Origin of the sequence: Helicobacter pylori NCTC 11637 = CCUG 17874 = ATCC 43504 = JCM 12093 (assembly GCF_900478295.1) — a bacterium.
In the GTDB taxonomy this organism is placed as follows: Bacteria; Campylobacterota; Campylobacteria; order Campylobacterales; family Helicobacteraceae; genus Helicobacter; species Helicobacter pylori.
Map to the genome: position 1 here is coordinate 41522 of NZ_LS483488.1, position 19549 is coordinate 61070.

17 protein-coding genes and 1 pseudogene are annotated in these 19549 nt (G+C 40.1%); 15 read left to right on the plus strand and 3 right to left on the minus strand.

From position 1 onward, the window contains the following. Positions 1-3: 3 nt before the first annotated feature. Genes DQL14_RS00180 through DQL14_RS00190 form a run of 3 tightly spaced genes read right to left on the minus strand, consistent with a single transcriptional unit; the run spans position 4 to position 2243 of the window. Complete coding sequence (locus DQL14_RS00180) at positions 4-1347, minus strand: UDP-N-acetylmuramoyl-L-alanyl-D-glutamate--2,6-diaminopimelate ligase (RefSeq protein WP_108169429.1); 1344 nt, start codon at positions 1345-1347, stop codon at positions 4-6. Positions 1348-1350: 3 nt separating this feature from the next. Next, positions 1351-1962, minus strand: a complete 612-nt coding sequence (locus DQL14_RS00185; RefSeq protein WP_108169430.1) for a histidine kinase — start codon at positions 1960-1962, stop codon at positions 1351-1353. An 11-nt stretch (positions 1963-1973) separates the two neighbouring features. Continuing rightward, entirely contained in the window at positions 1974-2243 is a 270-nt protein-coding gene (locus tag DQL14_RS00190; RefSeq protein ID WP_000569296.1) for a NifU family protein, read from the minus strand. A 140-nt stretch (positions 2244-2383) separates the two neighbouring features. Between DQL14_RS00190 and DQL14_RS00195 the strand changes: the two are divergent. The 15 genes and pseudogenes from DQL14_RS00195 (at position 2384) to flgA (ending at position 19546) form a co-directional block, all read left to right on the plus strand. Next, positions 2384-3986: pseudogene (locus tag DQL14_RS00195) on the plus strand (inorganic phosphate transporter). Between the two features lie 102 nt (positions 3987-4088). Beyond that, a complete protein-coding gene (locus DQL14_RS00200) occupies positions 4089-5426 on the plus strand; it encodes a hemolysin family protein (protein ID WP_108169432.1) in 1338 nt (445 codons plus the stop codon). Positions 5427-5441: 15 nt separating this feature from the next. Continuing rightward, the gene (locus tag DQL14_RS00205) at positions 5442-6974 is read left to right on the plus strand and encodes a TolC family protein (protein ID WP_108169433.1); all 1533 of its coding nucleotides are present in this window, start codon (positions 5442-5444) and stop codon (positions 6972-6974) included. An 11-nt stretch (positions 6975-6985) separates the two neighbouring features. Further along, complete coding sequence (locus DQL14_RS00210; protein WP_108169434.1) at positions 6986-7975, plus strand: HlyD family secretion protein; 990 nt, start codon at positions 6986-6988, stop codon at positions 7973-7975. A gap of 11 nt (positions 7976-7986) precedes the next feature. After that, a complete protein-coding gene (locus DQL14_RS00215) occupies positions 7987-9084 on the plus strand; it encodes an ABC transporter permease (protein ID WP_108169435.1) in 1098 nt (365 codons plus the stop codon). Then, entirely contained in the window at positions 9081-10211 is a 1131-nt protein-coding gene (locus DQL14_RS00220; protein ID WP_108169436.1) for an ABC transporter permease, read from the plus strand. The genes DQL14_RS00215 and DQL14_RS00220 overlap by 4 nt, the downstream gene beginning before the upstream one ends. After that, positions 10198-10770: a YigZ family protein gene (locus DQL14_RS00225; RefSeq protein ID WP_108169437.1), complete on the plus strand. Its 573-nt coding sequence runs from the start codon at positions 10198-10200 to the stop codon at positions 10768-10770. Before DQL14_RS00220 ends, DQL14_RS00225 begins: the two co-directional genes overlap by 14 nt. A gap of 10 nt (positions 10771-10780) precedes the next feature. After that, on the plus strand, positions 10781-11227 hold the full coding sequence (gene hemJ, locus DQL14_RS00230; protein ID WP_000506456.1) for a protoporphyrinogen oxidase HemJ: 447 nt from the start codon (positions 10781-10783) through the stop codon (positions 11225-11227). Between the two features lie 26 nt (positions 11228-11253). Beyond that, entirely contained in the window at positions 11254-11985 is a 732-nt protein-coding gene (gene ubiE, locus DQL14_RS00235) for a bifunctional demethylmenaquinone methyltransferase/2-methoxy-6-polyprenyl-1,4-benzoquinol methylase UbiE (protein WP_108169438.1), read from the plus strand. A gap of 9 nt (positions 11986-11994) precedes the next feature. Then, positions 11995-12255, plus strand: coding sequence for an exodeoxyribonuclease VII small subunit (locus DQL14_RS00240; RefSeq protein ID WP_050844145.1), 261 nt, complete (start codon positions 11995-11997; stop codon positions 12253-12255). Positions 12256-12258: 3 nt separating this feature from the next. Continuing rightward, on the plus strand, positions 12259-13056 hold the full coding sequence (locus DQL14_RS00245; RefSeq protein WP_108169439.1) for a carbon-nitrogen hydrolase family protein: 798 nt from the start codon (positions 12259-12261) through the stop codon (positions 13054-13056). Continuing rightward, positions 13057-14304, plus strand: a complete 1248-nt coding sequence (serS, locus tag DQL14_RS00250) for a serine--tRNA ligase (protein ID WP_108169440.1) — start codon at positions 13057-13059, stop codon at positions 14302-14304. Positions 14305-14313: 9 nt separating this feature from the next. Next, positions 14314-16848, plus strand: a complete 2535-nt coding sequence (locus tag DQL14_RS00255; protein ID WP_108169441.1) for a tetratricopeptide repeat protein — start codon at positions 14314-14316, stop codon at positions 16846-16848. Further along, a complete protein-coding gene (uvrD, locus tag DQL14_RS00260) occupies positions 16848-18893 on the plus strand; it encodes a DNA helicase UvrD (RefSeq protein ID WP_162296836.1) in 2046 nt (681 codons plus the stop codon). Before DQL14_RS00255 ends, uvrD begins: the two co-directional genes overlap by 1 nt. Further along, positions 18890-19546, plus strand: coding sequence for a flagellar basal body P-ring formation chaperone FlgA (flgA, locus tag DQL14_RS00265; protein WP_108169443.1), 657 nt, complete (start codon positions 18890-18892; stop codon positions 19544-19546). The genes uvrD and flgA overlap by 4 nt, the downstream gene beginning before the upstream one ends. Positions 19547-19549 lie beyond the last annotated feature (3 nt).

Genomic DNA, 19549 nt, shown 5'->3' on the forward strand with positions numbered 1-19549 from the left:
GTTTTATCCTTGTTTTAAATGTTGGTAATAGCTTTTAACGATCTCTTGGTCGCTAAAAAAAATCGTTTTGTCTTTAAAGATTTGAGTGTTTTCATCGCCCTTGCCTAAAATCAACAACACCTCATCGTCTTTTAAATTTTCTAAAGCGTTTAAGATGGCTTTCTTTCGGTCTTTTTCTATAATGACTTTAGAAGAATCGCTGATGCCTTTTAAAATATCCTTAATAATGTCTTCTTCGTTTTCGCTTCTGGGGTTGTCTGAAGTTAAGATGATTTGATGCGCGTAACAACTCGCTATCGCTCCCATTTTAGGGCGCTTGGTTTTATCCCTATCGCCCCCTGCTCCAAAAAGAGCGGTGATTTTTTGGTTTTTAAAGCTTTCAAAAACTTGTTGCATGCCGTCTGTGGTGTGGGCAAAATCCACGATCACTAAAGGTTTAGAATGCACAATTTCCAAACGCCCCTTCACCCCATAAAAGTTTTCTAATAACGGCGCGATTACTTCTAGCGGTAATTGAGTGAGCAATTTGACCCCTAAAACGCCCGCTAAGATATTATAAAGGTTGTAACGCCCTAAAAGGGGGGAATGCATAAGGACGATTTCTTTGAGATTAGGATCTCTTAAATCTTGTTGGTAGCATAAAGACGCGCTAATAGAGGGGGTGAGCGAAAAGGCTTGAACGTTTAAATGCGCTTTTTTATCCAGCGCGTAAGTGTGTGCGTTAATGGGGTTAAAAAGGGCGTTTGTTTCATCTCTGTTGATCACTTTCAAGCCCTCATCTTTAAAAAAGCTGTTTTTAGCGTCTCTGTAATTTTCTATATTTTGATGGAAATCTAAATGATCGCTTGTGATATTGGTTAAGATTTTAAGGGCAAAATCAAGCCCAGCAACGCGCTTTTGAACAATCGCATGGGAGCTCACTTCCATAATAAAGTATTCACACCCCAAACGCATCGCTTCTTCTAAATCGCTATAAAGCTCTAAAAGAGTGGGCGTGGTCAAGCCCTTTTCTTTGATGCGTTCATCGTTAATAAAAAACCCCCTTGTGCCTAAAAGAGCGGTCTTTTTATTCAAATCTAAGAGCAAGGAATACATCAAGCTCGCTGTGGTCGTTTTACCATTAGTGCCAGTAATCCCTACAATTTTAATCTTAAAATCAAAGTAGTTTTTAAGCTCGTTAAAATCTAAAATAGCCAGGTTTTTTTCTGCAATTAAAGGGGAGTGTTTTTCATTTGAAGGCGTTTTGACAAAAAGGATTTCTTTAGGGTTTTCTAAAACTTCATGCGTGTTATCGCTTAAAAAAGAATAGGTGTGGTTTTGATAAGTCAGGGTTTTTTTAAGCTTCATTCTTTAAGCCTTATTGGATTTAAGGGCGTCTTCTAAAAGAGAACGCAAAAATTTATCGTAAATAAAAGAATCTTCATGCATGTTCTCAATGTAGTTTATCGCTAATTCATAATAGCCATAATGGTTCAATTCTTTCAAAAATTCATAAAAATCTTCTTTATTGTCAAAAATCACCCTAGAGCTGAACATCAAATCTTCAAACGCTTCCTTAAAACCGCGCTCCAAGCTCAAGCGTTTGAAATCCGCATACAAAATGCCATTCAATTCTTCGCCTTTTTGAGAAATTTGCGCGTCAATCTTTTCAGTCATTTGGTTCAGCCCCTCATCAAAAGAAGCGATCAAATTGATGATTTGCTCTTCAGCCTGGTTTTTTAAACTCCGTTTTTGCATAGCGATCAAGCTTTGATACAATTCATAAAAGCTATGGGCTTCTTTAGGGAAATCCTTAGCGATGTCGCTTAATAACGCCCCTATTTTGGCTTTTTGGTTGTCTTTATCCAAAAACAAAACTTCAGAAAAAAGGCGTAACGCTTCAGCGTAATGGGCTTGTTTGAACGCTAAAAATCCCTCTTTAATCAACGCGCGCTTTTTAAATTCATAATCAAACTTTTGCATGCCTATAGTCCTTAAAGCTTATCAAACTCCTTAGCGTTTTCTAAGCACACCACTTCTAAATTGGGGTGAATGTCCATTTTAAGCTGCCTTTCAATGACATTTTTTAAAGTGATTTTACTGCTAGAGCAAGTCTTACACGCTCCCTCTAAAGCCACATAAATCTTCATGCTTTTCACCCCTAGCACTTCAATATTACCGCCATCTTTGAGCAAGTAAGGGCGGATTTTTTCTATTACAATACGCACCGGTTTTTGTAAATCTTCATCGCTAAATTCTATCATTTTTAAAAACCTTATTTTTAAAATTTTACTTTAAGATACCATATAATGAGCCATTTTTATCAAACAACGCTTTTTAAGAGTGGCTCAAGGGCTAATTGGATAGAATAAGACCACTATTAGAATAAGGTTTTTATGACGATATGGAAATTAAAAACATCAAAGAATTTGAAAAAGCTTCTAAAAAAACTCCAAAAAGACACTTTAAAGATCGCTCTCGCCCTTTTGTTTCTCATTGGCGCTGCTTTGCTCGCTCTCATTTTTGGGCAGGCTAATTCTAAGGGATTGTTACTCATTTTTGCGGCTGTGATTGGGGGGTATATGGCGATGAATATTGGCGCGAATGATGTGTCTAATAATGTCGGCCCTGCCGTAGGCTCTAAAGCCATTAGCATGGGCGGGGCGATTTTGATCGCTGCGATTTGCGAAATGCTTGGAGCGATCATTGCTGGGGGGGAAGTGGTTTCTACGATTAAGGGCCGTATCGTTTCGCCTGAATCTATTAATGATGTGCATGTTTTCATTAATGTCATGTTGGCTAGCCTTTTGAGTGGGGCGTTGTGGTTGCATGTGGCGACTTTAATTGGCGCTCCCGTTTCCACTTCACACTCTGTGGTGGGGGGGATTATGGGGGCTGGAATGGCAGCAGCTGGAATGTCTGCTATTAATTGGCATTTTTTATCAGGCATTGTGGCTAGTTGGGTAATCTCGCCTTTAATGGGAGCTTTGATAGCGATGTTTTTTTTAATGCTCATTAAAAAGACTATCGCTTATAAAGAAGATAAAAAGAGCGCGGCTTTAAAGGTCGTGCCTTATTTGGTAGCGTTGATGAGCTTAACATTCAGCTGGTATTTGATCGTTAAGGTTTTAAAACGCCTCTATGCGCTGAATTTTGAAATCCAACTGGCTTGCGGCTGCATCCTTGCGCTTTTAATCTTTATCCTTTTTAAAAGATTTGTGTTAAAGAAAGCCCCGCAATTAGAAAACAGCCATGAAAGCATTAATGAGCTTTTCAATGTCCCTTTGATTTTTGCCGCTGCGCTTTTAAGCTTTGCGCATGGGGCTAATGACGTGGCTAACGCTATAGGCCCTTTAGCGGCCATCAGTCAAACTTTAGAAGATGCAAATAGCCCTATAGGGAATACTTTAAGCTCTATGCCGTTGTGGATTATGGTAGTAGGGGCAGCCGGGATTGCTTTAGGCTTGAGTTTGTATGGGCCAAAACTCATTAAAACGGTGGGGTCAGAAATCACAGAATTAGACAAAATGCAAGCCTTTTGCATCGCGCTTTCTGCAGTCATCACCGTGCTTTTAGCCTCTCAATTAGGCTTGCCCGTAAGCTCTACGCATATTGTGGTGGGTGCGGTGTTTGGGGTGGGCTTTTTAAGGGAGCGCTTAAGAGAGCAATCAAGAAGGCGTTTTGCCAGAATCAGAGACAACATTGTAGCCGCGCACTTTGGGGAAGATTTAGAAGAAATTGAAGGCTTTTTAGAGCGCTTTGATAAAGCCAATTTGAAAGAAAAATCGCTCATGCTAGAGAGCTTGAAAAAAAGCAAGAACACCGCTATCGCTTTGGAATTGAAAAAGAAAGAAAAAAAGTCGCTTAAAAAAGTGTATAAAGAAGAAGTGATCAAACGCTCCATTTTAAAAAAGATTGTTACCGCTTGGTTGGTAACCGTGCCGGTTTCTGCACTTTTAGGCGCGCTTCTTTTTGTGGCTCTTGGTTTTACAGAAAAGTATTTCTAGGGTTTTTAAAGGCTTGATTTTTAAAGTTAGGCTTAATCTTTTATGTTAAAATTCTAAGATTTTATATATTTTATATTTATCGTTAGGTTTTAGGTTTAAATCATGGGGAGGAATCAAGGAGCTTATTTGGATCCGTCTGAATCGATTTTGATGTTGATGGTTGCTTTTTTATTGGTGCTGTTGAACGCTTTTTTTGTGCTTTCAGAGTTTGCCCTTGTGAAAGTGCGTAAAACCCGCTTAGAAGAGCTGGTTAAAATCGGTAATTCCAACGCTAAACTCGCTTTAAAGATGAGTCAAAGACTAGACACTTATTTGAGCGCAACGCAGTTAGGCATCACCCTTTCTTCATTAGCTTTAGGCTGGGTGGGTGAGCCCGCTATCGCAAAATTGTTAGCTGCGCTGTTTGAGTCTATGGATTTGAGAGAAAATCCTATTTTTATCCATTCAATGAGCGTGGTCATAGCGTTTTTAAGCATCACTTTTTTGCATGTCGTGTTGGGCGAGATCGTGCCTAAATCTTTAGCGATCGCTAAATCTGAAAAAGCCGCTCTTTTTGCCGCGCGCCCTTTGCATGTGTTTTGGGTGGTGTTTTATCCGGTGGTGCGCCTGTTTGATGTGATCGCTCATTTCTTTTTAAAAAAAGTGGGCATCAATCCTAAAGAGCATGACGGCACGCATTCTGAAGAAGAGTTGAAGATCATTGTGGGCGAGAGTTTGAGAGAGGGCATTATTGATTCGGTGGAGGGCGAAATCATTAAAAACGCGGTGGATTTTTCTGACACGAGCGCTAAAGAAATCATGACCCCACGAAAAGACATGGTGTGTTTGGACGAAGAAAACAGCTATGAAGAAAATATAGACATTGTTTTAAAAAGCCGCTTCACGCGCTACCCTTATTGTAAGGGTTCTAAGGATAACATTATCGGCATGGTGCATATTAGGGATTTGCTTTCGCGCTCTATTTTCACCCCCAAAATGCATGATTTCAAGCAAATCGTTAGGAAAATGATCATCGTCCCCGAAAGCGCTTCCATTTCTCAAATCCTTATTAAAATGAAAAAAGAGCAAATCCATACCGCTTTGGTGATTGATGAATACGGTGGCACAGCCGGGTTGCTCACTATGGAAGACATCATTGAAGAGATCATGGGCGAGATTAGCGACGAATACGATTTGAAACAAGAGGGCATAAACAAGCTTGAAGAGGGCGTGTTTGAATTAGAGGGCATGCTGGATTTAGAGAGCGTAGAAGAAGCGCTTCACATTGAATTTGACAAAGAATGCGAGCAGGTAACGCTTGGGGGCTATGTTTTTAGCTTGCTAGAGCGCATGCCTATGGAGGGAGATACAATCGTTTCGCATGGGTATTCTTTTGAAGTCTTAAGCGTGGATGGGGCTAGGATAAAACGCTTAAAAGCGAGTAAAGAAAATAAGGATTAGGATAAAGGAATGAGCATGAAAAAAACAACCTTCTTTGTATTGAGCCTGTTGTTCAATAGCTCTTTGAACGCTGTTGATGGGGTTTCTAAAACCGATCTTTCTTCTTTGAATTTGGCTGAAGACAGCGCGCCTTTGAACCATCCTGACGCTCAAAAACTCTCTTTAAAAAACGCATGGACTAGGGTGTTGTCTAACCATGAAGGCTTGCATGCGCAAGAATACGCCATTAAGCGAGCGAGTAAAATGAAATTAGCGGCTAAACTTTCTTTTTTGCCCCAAATTGATTTGAGCGCTTTTTATGTGTATCTCTCTAACCCCATTAAAATGGATTTTGCCAGCCAAAAACAACCGGGCGTGCAAAAAGCCACCAACCAGATCCATCAAGGCGTACAAAACATCCAGCAAAATATCCCCCCTCAAGTATTAACCCCTCAAATCCAAGCGGGCATGCAAGGGGTGATGCAAGGTTTTGGGGCTTTGAGCAGCACTTTAGAAGCCCCCTTATTGTTTTCTAATCAAAATGTGGTGATTGGGGCTTTGAGCATTATTTATCCCCTTTATATGGGTGGGGCAAGATTCACGATGGTGCGCATTGCGGATTTGATGCAAAAAGACGCCAATGAAGTGTATCGCTTGAAAAAGCTTTCCACTTTTCAAGAGCTTGTGAGCGTGTATTATGGCATGGTGTTAAACGCAGAAGTGGCTGAAACTTTAGAAGAAGTGGAAAAAGGCCATTATAAGCATTTCCAAAACGCTTTGAAAATGCAAAAAGTGGGGCAAATCGCTAGGGTAGAAACCTTAGGCGCTCAAGTGGCTTATGATAAGGCCCATATCGCTAGCGTTAAGGCTAAAGATGTGTTAGAAGTTTCGCAGCTCTCGTTCAATTCCATTTTATCTAGCAAGGACGATCTAGCGCCTTCAAGCAAATTAGAGATCCACACCGAGAAAAATCTGCCCGATTTGAGCTTTTTTGTTGCTTCCACGCTCAATTCCTACCCGGCTTTAAAGACTTTAGAAAATCAGGTTCAAATTTCTAAAGAAAACACCAAACTACAGATCGCTAAATTCTTGCCCCAAGTGAGTTTTTTTGGCTCTTATATCATGAAACAAAACAATTCGGTGTTTGAAGACATGATCCCTAGCTGGTTTGTGGGCGTAGCCGGGCGCATGCCCATACTCTCCCCCACAGGGCGTTTCCAAAAATACCAAGCGAGCAAATTAGTCGAGTTGCAAGCCAGTAGCGAACAAATCCAGGCTAAAAAAAACATGGAATTGTTAGTGAATAAGACTTATAAAGAGACGCTTTCTTATTTGAAAGAATACAAAAGCTTGCTTTCTAGCGTGGAATTAGCCAAGGAAAATTTAAAACTCCAAGAGCAGGCTTTTTTACAAGGTTTAAGCACGAACGCTCAAGTCATTGATGCGAGGAACACGCTTTCTTCTATCATCGTGGAGCAAAAAAGCGTGGCTTATAAATACATCGTTTCATTAGCGAATTTAATGGCGTTAAGCGATCATATTGATTTATTTTATGAATTTGTTTATTAAAGGAAAAAATCATGTCAAATAGCATGTTGGATAAAAATAAAGCGATTCTTACAGGGGGTGGGGCTTTATTATTAGGGCTAATCGTGCTTTTTTATTTAGCTTATCGCCCTAAGGCTGAAGTGTTGCAAGGGTTTTTGGAGGCCAGAGAATACAGCGTGAGCTCCAAAGTCCCTGGGCGCATTGAAAAGGTGTTTGTTAAAAAAGGCGATCATATTAAAAAAGGCGATTTGGTTTTTAGCATTTCTAGCCCTGAATTAGAAGCCAAGCTCGCTCAAGCTGAAGCCGGGCATAAAGCCGCTAAAGCGCTTAGCGATGAAGTCAAAAGAGGCTCAAGAGATGAAACGATCAATTCTGCGAGGGACATTTGGCAAGCGGCAAAATCCCAAGCGAATTTGGCTAAAGAGACTTATAAGCGCGTTCAAGATTTGTATGATAACGGCGTGGCGAGTTTGCAAAAGCGCGATGAAGCCTATGCGGCTTATGAAAGCACCAAATACAACGAGAGCGCGGCTTATCAAAAGTATAAAATGGCTTTAGGGGGGGCGAGCTCTGAAAGTAAGATTGCCGCTAAGGCTAAAGAGAGCGCGGCTTTAGGGCAAGTGAATGAAGTGGAGTCTTATTTAAAAGATGTCAAAGCGACAGCCCCAATTGATGGGGAAGTGAGTAATGTGCTTTTAAGCGGTGGCGAGCTTAGCCCTAAGGGCTTTCCTGTGGTTTTAATGATAGATTTAAAGGATAGTTGGTTAAAAATCAGCGTTCCTGAAAAGTATTTGAACGAGTTTAAGGTGGGCAAGGAATTTGAAGGTTATATCCCGGCGTTGAAAAAAAGCGCGAAATTCAGGGTCAAATATTTGAGCGTGATGGGGGATTTTGCGACCTGGAAAGCGACGAATAATTCCAACACTTATGACATGAAAAGCTATGAAGTGGAGGCCATACCCTTAGAAAAGCTGGAAAATTTTAGGGTAGGGATGAGCGTGTTAGTTACCATTAAGCCTTAGAAAGGATTGTTTTGTTCAGATTGATAAGCGCATGGGTTTTACAAGACAAGTTCTTGTTTATCGTGTGTTTTATATTGCCTTTTTGTTTAGGGGTTTTAGGCACGCAAATCTTTAAGCAAGAAATCCCAAGACAGCTCCCTATCGTGGTGGTGGATTTGGATAAGACCACCACAAGCCATCAGGTAGCGTTTGAATTGGGTGCAACGAGCGCGCTTCAAATCAAATACCAAGTGGCCAGCCTTTTAGAAGCCAAACGCTTTTTAAACTCCGCTGAAGTGTATGGAGCGTTAGTTTTGCCTGAAAATTTAGAGAAAAAAATCAAAATGGGGCGGAAAGTGGGTTTGCCCTTTTATTATAATGCGGAATATGTTTTGGTAGGGAAAACGCTCAAAAACGCTTTTTTACAAACTGCTTTGACTTTAGACGCTAAAACCTTAGCCACCAAAGCTTTAGTGCGAGATTCCAATTTGATTTTGGCTAAAGCCCAAGCAATGCCTATTGTTTTGCAATTGCATGCCCTATACAATGAAGAAAACAATTACACGCAATACCTTTTAAGCGTGATGCTGCCTTGCATGTGGCTTATTTTGATTGCGATTGGCATGCTCAATTTCATTCAAAAAGCCTCTAACATGCGCGAGCTTTTAATCAGTATTGTAGCGAATGTGTGTGTGTTTAGTTTTTGGGGGATGGGCATGGCGTTTTATTTTAATCTCATTGGCATGGAGGGGCATTATGCGCATTTGTCATTGGTCTTTTTGGCGGTGGTTTTAATGGCGCTTATTATGAGCGGGTTTGTGGTGTTGGTCTATGGCATTTCAAAAAGCGTTATTGAAACCGCTGGTGCGGTTGGGGTCTATACCGCTCCAAGTTTTGCGTTTGCTGGGGTTACTTACCCGCAAAACAACATGGAAATTTTTGGGGATTTTTGGAGCCATTGCTTGCCTATTAGCCATTTTATGCGCTTTTTTTTACAAGAGGCCTATTATAAGACGGATTTTACAGAGTCTTTAAATTCGTTAATGCCGCTTGTGTTCTTTTTAATCTTTTTAGTCTTAGGGCTTTTGATTTTTTATTTTTCTTTTAAAAAAGATAGGGCTAGCGCATGAATTTTTTTAAAATCCTTTTAATGGAATTAAGGGCTATTGTTTCTCATAAGGGCGTTTTATTGATCCTTATAGGCGCTCCTTTAATCTATGGCTTGTTATACCCTTTGCCTTATTTAAGAGACATTGTAACGCAACAAAAAATCGCCCTTGTAGATGAAGACAATTCCTTTCTTTCCAGGCAATTAGCCTTCATGGCGCAAAGCTCCAACGAGTTAGAAATCGCTTTTTTTAGCCCCTCTATGTTAGAAGCCAAAAAGCTTTTAAAAGAAGAAAAAATTTATGGGATCTTGCATATCCCTTCGCATTTTGAAGCCAATATCCATAAGCAGGTGCCTGTAACGATAGATTTTTATGCGAATTCCAATTACTTTTTGATTTATGGCGCGTTAGCGAATGCGGTGGTGGAGAGCATCAACGCTTTAAATGATGAAATAAGGTTCAAACGCAACGCCCAAATAGAAGAAGCTGAATTAGGGACAGACGGGATTAAAATCAGGCCTATCGCTTTGTATAACCCTAGTGAGGGGTATTTGAATTACGCGCTCTCTAGCGTGTTTATTTTCATTTTACACCAGGTGATGCTCATTGCAAGCAGCATGTTTACTAGCTCCAGGCGTTTGGAATTGGCCCTTTTAGACAAGAAAGAAATCGCTTTAAGGCTGTGCGCAAGACTCTTGGTGTTTATGGCAGCGTTTAGTGTTTTTGTTTTGTTGTATTTTGGGGCGCTGTTTTCTTTTTATGGGATCGAACGGCATGGAAGCGCTTTAATGGTGTTTTTGAATAGTTTGATTTTCATGCTTGCAACCTTGAGTTTGGGGTCGTTTTTAGGCGCATGGATCAAAAATGAAGCCCACACCACTCAAATCGTTTTAATTTCTTCTTTGCCCTTGATTTTTATGATGGGTTTTGTGTGGCCTTTTGAATCCTTGCCCTCTTATTTACAGGTTTTCGTTCAAATAGTGCCAGCTTATCATGGGATTAGTTTGCTAGGGCGATTGAATCAAATGCATGCGGAATTTGTAGATGTTTCTGTGCATTTTTACGCGCTTATTGCGATTTTTATTGCGAGTTTTATAGGGTGCGTGTTCAAACTCAACTCTTTAAAGAAAGCTTGTGAAAACGCTTAAAAACTTCATCGCTTCTAAGCACCAGATTAAAGCGTCCCGCTTTTTAGGCTATCTCATGCCTTTTGATGATTTTGAAAAAACCCTTTTGCAATTGAAAAAAGAGCATTTTAAAGCCGCGCATTTTGTAACGGCGTTCCGCTATTGTTTAGAGGGCAAAATCACGGAGGGTTTTAGCGATGATGGCGAGCCTAAAGGGAGTTCAGGAATGCCTATGCTTAGCGTTTTGAGGCGAGAGGATTTGATCAATATAGGATTAGTGAGCGTGCGTTATTTTGGAGGCACGCTTTTAGGGGTGGGGGGCTTGATGAAAGCTTATGCCACTAGCGCGTTATTGTGTGTAGAAAACGCTAAAAAAGAAAATGCTTTTAAGGATTTTGTGGAGTTGGAAACTTTAAGCGCTCATTATTCTTACAAAGAATTAGACGCTCTTCAGCGTGAAATTAAGAAATTTAGCTTACAATTAAGCAAAAAGAATTTTTCAAACCAAAGCGTGGAAGTGGAAATCAGCGGCGCGAGAGAAAATTTGCAAGCGTTTTTGCAACAAAATAAGATAAATTAGGGAGAGTGGTATGGGGTTTTTGAATGGGTATTTTTTATGGGTTAAGGCTTTCCATGTGATAGCGGTCATTTCGTGGATGGCGGCGTTATTTTATTTGCCACGCCTTTTTGTCTATCATGCAGAAAACGCGCATAAAAAGGAGTTTGTAGGAGTGGTTCAAATCCAAGAAAAAAAGCTTTATTCCTTTATCGCTTCACCGGCTATGGGTTTTACGCTTATTACAGGGATTTTAATGCTGTTGATAGAGCCCACGCTCTTTAAAAGTGGGGGTTGGTTGCATGCTAAATTGGCTTTAGTGGTTTTACTTTTAGCCTATCATTTTTATTGCAAAAAATGCATGCGCGAGCTAGAAAAAGACCCTACAAGAAGAAACGCAAGGTTTTATCGCGTGTTTAATGAGGCGCCAACGATTTTAATGATCCTCATTGTGATTTTAGTGGTTGTCAAGCCTTTTTAAAGACAAGTCATGAAAAAAGAAAAGTCATGAAAAAAGAAAAGCACCTCAAGCAAGAAAAAATCATCAACATGTTTGATGATATAGCCAGCTCTTACGATCAAGCCAACCGCTTGATGAGTTTTGGCTTAGACGTTAAATGGCGAGAAAGGGCTTGCGAGCATGCGTTTTTGTTTTTAGAAAACAAGAAAGCGTTAAGGCTTGTGGATGTGGCATGCGGGACGGGGGATATGCTTGTTGCTTGGCAAAAAAGCGCTCTAAATTGCGCTATAGAATTTAAGGAATGTTTGGGGATTGACCCCTCTAATAACATGCTTGAATTAGCCGCTAAAAAGCTTGAAAACAAAGCTTCTTTCATTCAAGCTCAAGCCAAAGATTTGAAAGGCGTTGGAAATAACAGCGTGGATATCCTCTCTATTGCGTATGGCTTGCGCAATGTCGTGGAAAGACAAGAGGCTTTAAAAGAGTTTTTTAGGGTGTTAAAACCCAGGGGCGTTTTAGTGATTTTAGAATTTTTAAAAAAGGACAACCCCACATGGCTGGATAAAATCTCAGGGTTTTACACGAATAAGGTTTTGCCTTTAGTGGGAGGGGCTATCAGTAAGAATTATGGCGCTTATTCTTATTTACCGCAATCCATTGAGGGATTTTTGAGTTTAGAGGGTTTGAAGCATGAATTAAAAAACGCAGGGTTTGAGATTTTAAGAACACAAGATTCTGTCGCTCAAATTTCAACGACCATGCTTGTTAGAAAAAGCTAAAGGAATGCCATGCAAGATGAATTATTTGAAACCGAAAAAGCCCCCCAAAAAAACACTAAAAACACTAAAAACGCCCCTAAAAAAAGCTTTGAAGAGCATGTTCATTCCCTAGAGCAAGCCATAGATCGCTTGAATGATCCTAACTTGTCTTTAAAAGACGGGATGGATTTGTATAAAACGGCCATGCAAGAGTTGTTTTTGGCTCAAAAGCTTTTAGAAAACGCTTATTTAGAGTATGAAAAACTCCAAACGCCAGACAAAAAGGCTTAAAGGATGCGAGTGTTTGCTTTGCAATTAGAGTCTTTTAAAGAAACCCTCATGCAATCCTTATTCAACTCCATACCTAAGCAAAGCGTAATCGTGTTGCCTGAATACGTGATCAACCCCTTTTTCCACCATAACATGGGATTGGATTTGAATGAAATCAGCGCGCAGTCTGCGCAGGCGGTTGAGTTTTTATCGCAAAAATGCGAAGAACTAGACTTAATTATCTCGGCCCCGGTGCTTTTAGAAGAACATTCTAAAATCTATAAAAAAATCGCTCTCATTTCTAAAGAAAGCGTGAAGTATTACACGCAACAACGCTTAATCCCCTATCCTCACTGGGATGAAGAGAGCTTTTTTGACAATGAAAAAAGCGCTTTTAAAGAATTGCTTATCTTTGAAAGAGACGGCTTAAGAATCGCTCCTTTGTTTGGCTTTGAAGCGCATTTTGATGAAATATGGGTTCAGGCTAAAAATCAGGGCGTGGATGTGGTGCTTTTAAGCAGTGTGGCCACTTTTGAATCCAATGAAAGGTGGCGGCTTTTGTGCCAGATGCGTGCTTTTTGCGCTTCTTGCGTGGTGGTTAGGGCTAATAGAATCGGAGCGTATCGCCAAATCATTGTAGAAGAAAATCAAAAAAACGAATTTTTGTGGAAATTTTATGGGGATAGTTTTGTGGCTTTGCCTAATGGCACCATTGAAGATTCTTTAGAGGGTAAAATGGGGGCTTTGAGCGCTCAAATGGATAAAAATGAAATTGATGAATGGGCTAAATTGTGGCATTTTAGAACGATTAAAGAGGGTTGAATGATTGATAGAAAACTTTTATTGCAAGATTTTGATAAGGTGGCTCTTTCTTTAAAAAAGCGTAATAGTGCGATGGGTGATGAATTAGAGCGTTTGCGCGAAGTCATCACGCATTATAAAAAGCAACTCATTGAATTAGAAGGCTTGCAAGCCTTTCAAAACAAGGTTTCTAAAGAATTTGGTATCAAAATGGCTCAAAAAGCGGATGCAAGCGATCTCAAAAAAGAGCTAGAAAACAATAAAATCAAACTGAATGAGCTTTCCAAAAGCGTGGGCGAGTTGGAGCAACAAATAGATTTAAAGCTTTCCATAATCCCTAATCTAGTGGATGAAAAAACCCCTTTAGGCACAAGCGAAGAAGACAATATAGAGATTAAAAAAATCTTAACCCCAAGGGTTTTCACTTTCAAACCCAAAGAGCATTTTGAACTCGCTCAACAAAATGGCTGGATTGATTTTGAAAGCGGCGTGAAACTCGCCAAAAGCCGTTTTTCTGTCATCAGGGGTTTTGGGGCTAAAATTTATCGCGCGCTCATTCATTTGATGTTGGATTTTAATGAAAAAAATGGCTTTGAAATCATCTACACGCCGGCGTTAGTGAATGAAAAAATGCTTTTTGGGACCGGGCAATTACCCAAATTCAAAGAAGATGTTTTCAAAATAGAAAATGAAAATTTGTATCTGATCCCCACCGCTGAAGTAACGCTCACTAATCTCTACAACGACACGATTGTTAGCGTTGAAAATCTTCCCATTAAAATGACCGCGCACACGCCTTGTTTTAGGAGCGAAGCAGGGAGCGCGGGTAAGGACACAAGGGGGATGATAAGACAGCACCAGTTTGATAAAGTAGAATTAGTGGCTATCACGCACCCTAAAGAAAGCGATGCCATGCAAGAGCATATGCTAGAGAGCGCGAGCGAAATTTTAAAGGCTTTGGAATTGCCGCACCGGTTTGTGCAATTGTGCAGTGGGGATTTAGGCTTTAGCGCGAGCAACACGATAGATATTGAAGTGTGGCTACCCGGGCAAAATTGCTACAGAGAAATCAGCTCCGTGTCTAACACGAGGGATTTTCAAGCCAGGCGAGCCAAAATCCGCTTCAAAGAAAATCAAAAAAACCAGTTAGCGCACACCTTAAACGGCTCTTCTTTAGCGGTAGGTAGGACGATGGTCGCTTTAATGGAAAACCACCAGCAAGCGGATGGGAGCATTCATATTCCTAAGGCGTTAGAAAAATACCTTTAAGGCTAGTTTGTGCTGAATGAAGAGCAAAATTCATTAGAAGAAAAAGGGGGCGAAAACAAAAACGAAAAAGAAACCCCCCTAAAGGGCATTCATTCTAAAATCCCCTCTTTGAAGCAGGCTTTAGAGCAGACGATTAGTAAAATCAAAAGTTCTAAAGAGTTTTTTAAACAGATTTTACACAATAAAAAAAAGCTTTATATCGCACTTGGAATATTGCTTTCACTCATCGCGCTCATTGTGGCTTTGAGTTTGTTACTAGGGCATAAAAAAGAAAGCCAACAAACTTCTTTACAAACTAATACCGCCACCACCAATAACGAAACGCCTAATAACACCAACAACGCTAACAACGCGCAAGCCGAGGGGCAAATAGAAAATTTAGACTTGCCTGATTTAATCGGCAAGGACTCCCTCAAACGAAACGATGAAAATCAAGTGGATGCGATGATGCAAAAAGCGAGCCTTTTGTATGAGCAAGGGCAAAAAGATGAAGCCTTACACTTGTTTGATAAAGTCGCTTCTTTTTCGCAAGGGATTGCGAGCCATAATTTAGGGGTGATTAAGTTTAAGGAAAAGGACTTTAACGGGGCGTTGGATTTGTTTGATTCTAGCATCGCTTCTAAAGAAAATGCGAGCGTGAGCGCGATTGATGCGTTAGTGAGCGCTTATCATTTGCAAGACGCGGATTTGTATTATCATTATCTAAAAATTGCGAGAGACACTTTGTATAAAGACTATAAAAAGTCTTTTTATTCCTACGCTTACGCGCTCAAATCCTATTACGCCGGGGAGTATTTTGAAGCCCTTTCGCCTTTAATGCACCCTAATTCCAACGCCTTTTTAAAACCTAACGCGCGCCTAGCGTCTAAATTGTTTTTGATGTTTAAAGATGAAACGAACGCTTACAAGCAATTACAAAAAAGCGCAAACGCTCAAGATGAGCTTGCTTTAGGGCTTTTGCAGGCGCGTTTGGGCCATTACAAGCAGGCTTTGGAGCATTTGCAGCATTATTTGCACAACTACCCTAAAGATTTAAACGCTTTGATGGCTTTGGAATTGGTGAGTTTGAAAAAAGGCGACACCCTTAAAGCGAGCGAAGCCTTAAAACTAGCCAGCCACACGCAAGAAGACACGCTGTTAGCTAACTCTTTTTACCCCATCAAGCCTACTATAAACCCTGTTTTTTTAGACAAAGAAAGAGCTAAAGAGCGTTTTTGGAACACGCAATATTTTGAAGGCAAAAGGGATTTTATCTACCGCTTGCTCTTTTATTACGCCCCTTTTAAGGTTTTAGACTCTAAAGAAACCTTAGGCGTGATTGAAGAGGGGCTGTTTCTTTTAGACTCTGATGCACAAAAGGATTTAGAGGGGGCAAGCCTTGCTTTTAAAAGGGGGCGTTTGATGGCGATAGCGGATAAAAACGCGCTTCAAGGGTTGAAAGCGTTAGAAAAGAAGCGCTTAAAAAAAGCCCTTGCTTTTTTTGATTTGTCTTTAAAAAATAGCCCCAATAATGCGCTCCTCCATTATAATACAGGCTTGATTTATGCACAATTAGAAAATTACCACAAAGCCTACTTCCATTTTTTAAGGGCTTTCCATTTGAACTCTGCAGATTATTTGAGCGCGATTTTTGCGATTTTAGCCTCGCATTTCACCCACGAAGACACCACGGAGTTTTTAAGAGAAATCACAGAGAATTTTTATAGTCAGGATTTTTCTAGCCCCACGCAAAAAGCTTTACTCTCTTCGCTCATCGCTTATTTGAATTACCGCACCAATTGGGATATGGACTGGCTTAAAAACGCTCCTAAAAAACTCCCCTTTTATTACGCGCTAGAAGCGGTGTTCGCTAAAGAGAGCAAGGATAAAAAATTGATGGTGCAATCTTTTGGGCATTTGAAAAAAATGCTCCCTAAAGATCTCATCTCTAATATTTTTTATGAAATCGTTTCGTATTATGATGCGAGCATCCGCCACACTTTAAGCATTTACACCCTTTTAGATTCGCGTAAAATCAGTTGGGATCAAACCATGCAAGGGCCCATTTTGGGGCGTCATTTCTACACTTACATGGGGTTTATGGTCAATGATTTGGATCATCAAGAAAGATTATTAGAGCAAAAAATCGCCAGTTTAGAAGAGGGCGAAGCCCCTAACGATTGGTTGGAAAATTTAGCGCTAGTGAGTTTGTTTCAAGGCCAGTATGAAAAAGCGAGCGCGTTGTATCAAAACTTAATTAGCGATCTTAAGGACAATGAGGTGCGCTTAAAAATCCTAGCGGGTTTGACTTATATCGCGCAAAGTAATTACAATAACGCCGCTTTATGGCTAGAGCTTGGGAAATTAGACGAACCGAATAATGAAAATATCCGTTACGCTTTAGGGTTGTTGTATCAAAGAAAAGGGGACTTGAAATCAGCATTAAACCATTTTTTAGCCATTAAAACCTCTGATTTTTCGTCGCCTTATTTTGATTTTGAAATTGATGCTAACCTTTTAAAAGAGCGTTTAAACCAAGAAGAAAAGGGCGAGTTTTTAGAATAATGGGTTTTGAAAAAAGCATTTTAGACAATTTGAACGGGGTGCAAAAAATCGCTGCAAGCCACATTCAAGGGCCATTGCTCATTTTAGCGGGAGCTGGGAGCGGTAAGACTAAGACTTTAACGAGCCGTTTAGCGTATTTGATTGGCGCTTGTGGCGTGCCTAGCGAGAACACTTTAACGCTCACTTTCACCAATAAAGCGAGTAAAGAAATGCAAGAAAGGGCTTTGAAATTGTTGAAAAACCAAGCCCTTATCCCCCCCTTGCTTTGCACTTTCCATCGTTTTGGTTTGCTGTTTTTAAGGCAACACATGAGCCTTTTAAAAAGAGCATGCGATTTTTCGGTGCTAGATAGCGATGAAGTCAAAACGCTGTGCAAACAGCTCAAAATTTCAAACTTTAGAGCCAATATTTCTCAAATCAAAAACGGCATGATGGATTTGAGCGTGCAAGATAGCGAATGCTATAAAGCGTATGAGCTTTATCAAAACGCGCTTAAAAAAGACAATTTAGTGGATTTTGACGACTTGCTTTGTTTAAGCCTTAAGATTTTACAAGATAATGAAAAACTCGCCAAAGAGACTAGCGAACGCTACCATTACATTATGGTAGATGAATATCAAGACACGAACGCCTTGCAATTGGAATTTTTAAAACAATTGAGTTGCACGCATCATAATTTGTGCGTGGTGGGCGATGACGATCAGAGCATTTATGGTTTTAGGGGGTCTGATATTTCTAATATTTTAAATTTTTCCAAGCATTTTAAAGGGGCTAAAATAGTGAAATTAGAGACCAACTACCGCTCCAGCGCTGAGATTTTAGCGTGTGCTAATTCTTTGATTAGCCATAACCAACACCGCCATATTAAAACGCTTCAAAGTTTCAAAGGCTCGCATAAAAGCGTGATTTGTAAAGAATATTTGACGCAAAAAGAAGAGAGTTTGGATGTGGCTTATCAAATCAAAGCCCTTTTAAAGAAGGGCGAAAATTTAGAAAATATCGCTATTTTGTATCGCTTAAACGGGCTTAGCCGCAGCATTGAAGAGAGCTTGAACGCTTTGAATATCCCCTATAGGCTCATTGGAGCGGTGAGTTTTTATGAAAGAGCCGAGGTTAAAGACGCTTTGGCGTTCATGCATTTAGTGGCTAAAAAAGACGATCGCTTTTTTATCAAGCGCGTTTTAAACAAGCCCCCAAGAGGCCTTGGCAAGATCACTCAAGAATGGATTTTTTCTCTTTTAGATGAAGAGGATTTGAATTTAGAAGAGGCGTTAAAACTTGGGGCGTTTAAAGACAAATTAAACCCTAAAAACGAATACGCTTTGAACAAATTTATCGCTATGATAGGGCGTTTGAGGGAGGCTTTTGAAATTTCAGTAGAGGAGTTTTGCGCTCGGTTTTTAGAAGAGACTAACCTTTTAAAAAGCTATGAAAAAGAAGACAATTACGAAGAAAGAGAGGGCTTTGTTAAAGAGCTTTTAAGTTTAGTGAAAGAGCATTTTAAAACTAACCCCACGCATTCTTTACTGGATTTTTTGAATGAAAGCGTTCTGGATGCCCATAATACAGAAAACGCGCAAAAAGTGAGTTGCATGAGCGTGCATATGAGTAAGGGGTTAGAGTTTAAGCATGTGTTTGTGATCGGGTTAGAAGAGGGGTTTTTCCCGCATAGGGGGTTCAATCAAGAAAGCGATTTAGAAGAAGAAAGGCGCTTGGCTTACGTAGCGATCACTAGGGCTAAAGAAGGATTGCAGCTCTCTTATGTGAAAGAGCGTTCGTATTTTGGGAGGAAAATTTCTTGCTCGCCCTCTGTGTTTTTAGAAGAAGCCAAGCTGCTCAATCAAGACAACCCCCCTAAACAGGATCACCAAAAAGACGCGCCCATTAAAGTGGGGGACTTGATTAAGCATAAGATTTTTGGCACCGGGAGGGTTTTAGGCGTAGAAAAAGGCTTGAGCGGTGTGTGCTTGAAAATCAATTGCGGAGGGAATGTCTATGATAAAATCTCAGAAAAATTTGTAGAAAAAGTGGATAACGAGTTTTGAAAATTTTAATCCTTTTTTTGATAAGTTTAAACGCGCTCTTCGCCCTAGATTTGAACGCGCTTAAAACAGAGATTAAAGAAACTTACCTTAAAGAATACAAAGACTTGAAATTAGAAATTGAAACCATTAATTTAGAAATCCCAGAGCGTTTTTCTCACGCTTCCATTTTAAGCTATGAATTGAGCGCTTCTAACAAGCTTAAAAAAGATGGGGTCGTGTTTTTAAGGTTGGAAAATGAGCCTAATTTACGCCTACCGGTGCGTTATAGCGTGATAGGCAGCATGCAGGCTTTTAAAAGCATAGAGGCGATTAAAAAAGACGAAAACATCACCGCTAACAACACTCAAAAAGAGCGCATTCCTTTTGGCGTGCTTTCTAACCCCTTATTAGAGGGTGCGATTGATAGAGTGAGCGCGAAAAATTTTATCCCCCCTGACACGCTTTTAAGCGTGGATAAAACCCAAGCTTTAATCATCGTGCGTAAAAACGACATTATCACTGGGGTGTATGAAGAGGGGCAAATCAGCATAGAAATAAGCCTAAAAGCCCTAGAAAATGGCGCGCTTAATCAAATCATTCAAGCCAAAAATTTAGAAAGCAATAAAATCTTAAAAGCAAAAGTGTTGAGCGGCTCTAAAGCGCAAATCTTATAAAGG

Bases quoted from the DNA above. Each gene is read 5' to 3' on its own strand.
- DQL14_RS00180 (WP_108169429.1), bottom strand. From the start codon at position 1,347: ATGAAGCTTAAAAAAACCCTGACTTATCAAAACCACACCTATTCTTTT.
- DQL14_RS00185 (WP_108169430.1), bottom strand. From the start codon at position 1,962: ATGCAAAAGTTTGATTATGAATTTAAAAAGCGCGCGTTGATTAAAGAG.
- DQL14_RS00190 (WP_000569296.1), bottom strand. From the start codon at position 2,243: ATGATAGAATTTAGCGATGAAGATTTACAAAAACCGGTGCGTATTGTA.
- DQL14_RS00200 (WP_108169432.1), top strand. From the start codon at position 4,089: ATGGGGAGGAATCAAGGAGCTTATTTGGATCCGTCTGAATCGATTTTG.
- DQL14_RS00205 (WP_108169433.1), top strand. From the start codon at position 5,442: ATGAAAAAAACAACCTTCTTTGTATTGAGCCTGTTGTTCAATAGCTCT.
- DQL14_RS00210 (WP_108169434.1), top strand. From the start codon at position 6,986: ATGTCAAATAGCATGTTGGATAAAAATAAAGCGATTCTTACAGGGGGT.
- DQL14_RS00220 (WP_108169436.1), top strand. From the start codon at position 9,081: ATGAATTTTTTTAAAATCCTTTTAATGGAATTAAGGGCTATTGTTTCT.
- hemJ (WP_000506456.1), top strand. From the start codon at position 10,781: ATGGGGTTTTTGAATGGGTATTTTTTATGGGTTAAGGCTTTCCATGTG.
- ubiE (WP_108169438.1), top strand. From the start codon at position 11,254: ATGAAAAAAGAAAAGCACCTCAAGCAAGAAAAAATCATCAACATGTTT.
- DQL14_RS00240 (WP_050844145.1), top strand. From the start codon at position 11,995: ATGCAAGATGAATTATTTGAAACCGAAAAAGCCCCCCAAAAAAACACT.
- DQL14_RS00245 (WP_108169439.1), top strand. From the start codon at position 12,259: ATGCGAGTGTTTGCTTTGCAATTAGAGTCTTTTAAAGAAACCCTCATG.
- serS (WP_108169440.1), top strand. From the start codon at position 13,057: ATGATTGATAGAAAACTTTTATTGCAAGATTTTGATAAGGTGGCTCTT.
- uvrD (WP_162296836.1), top strand. From the start codon at position 16,848: ATGGGTTTTGAAAAAAGCATTTTAGACAATTTGAACGGGGTGCAAAAA.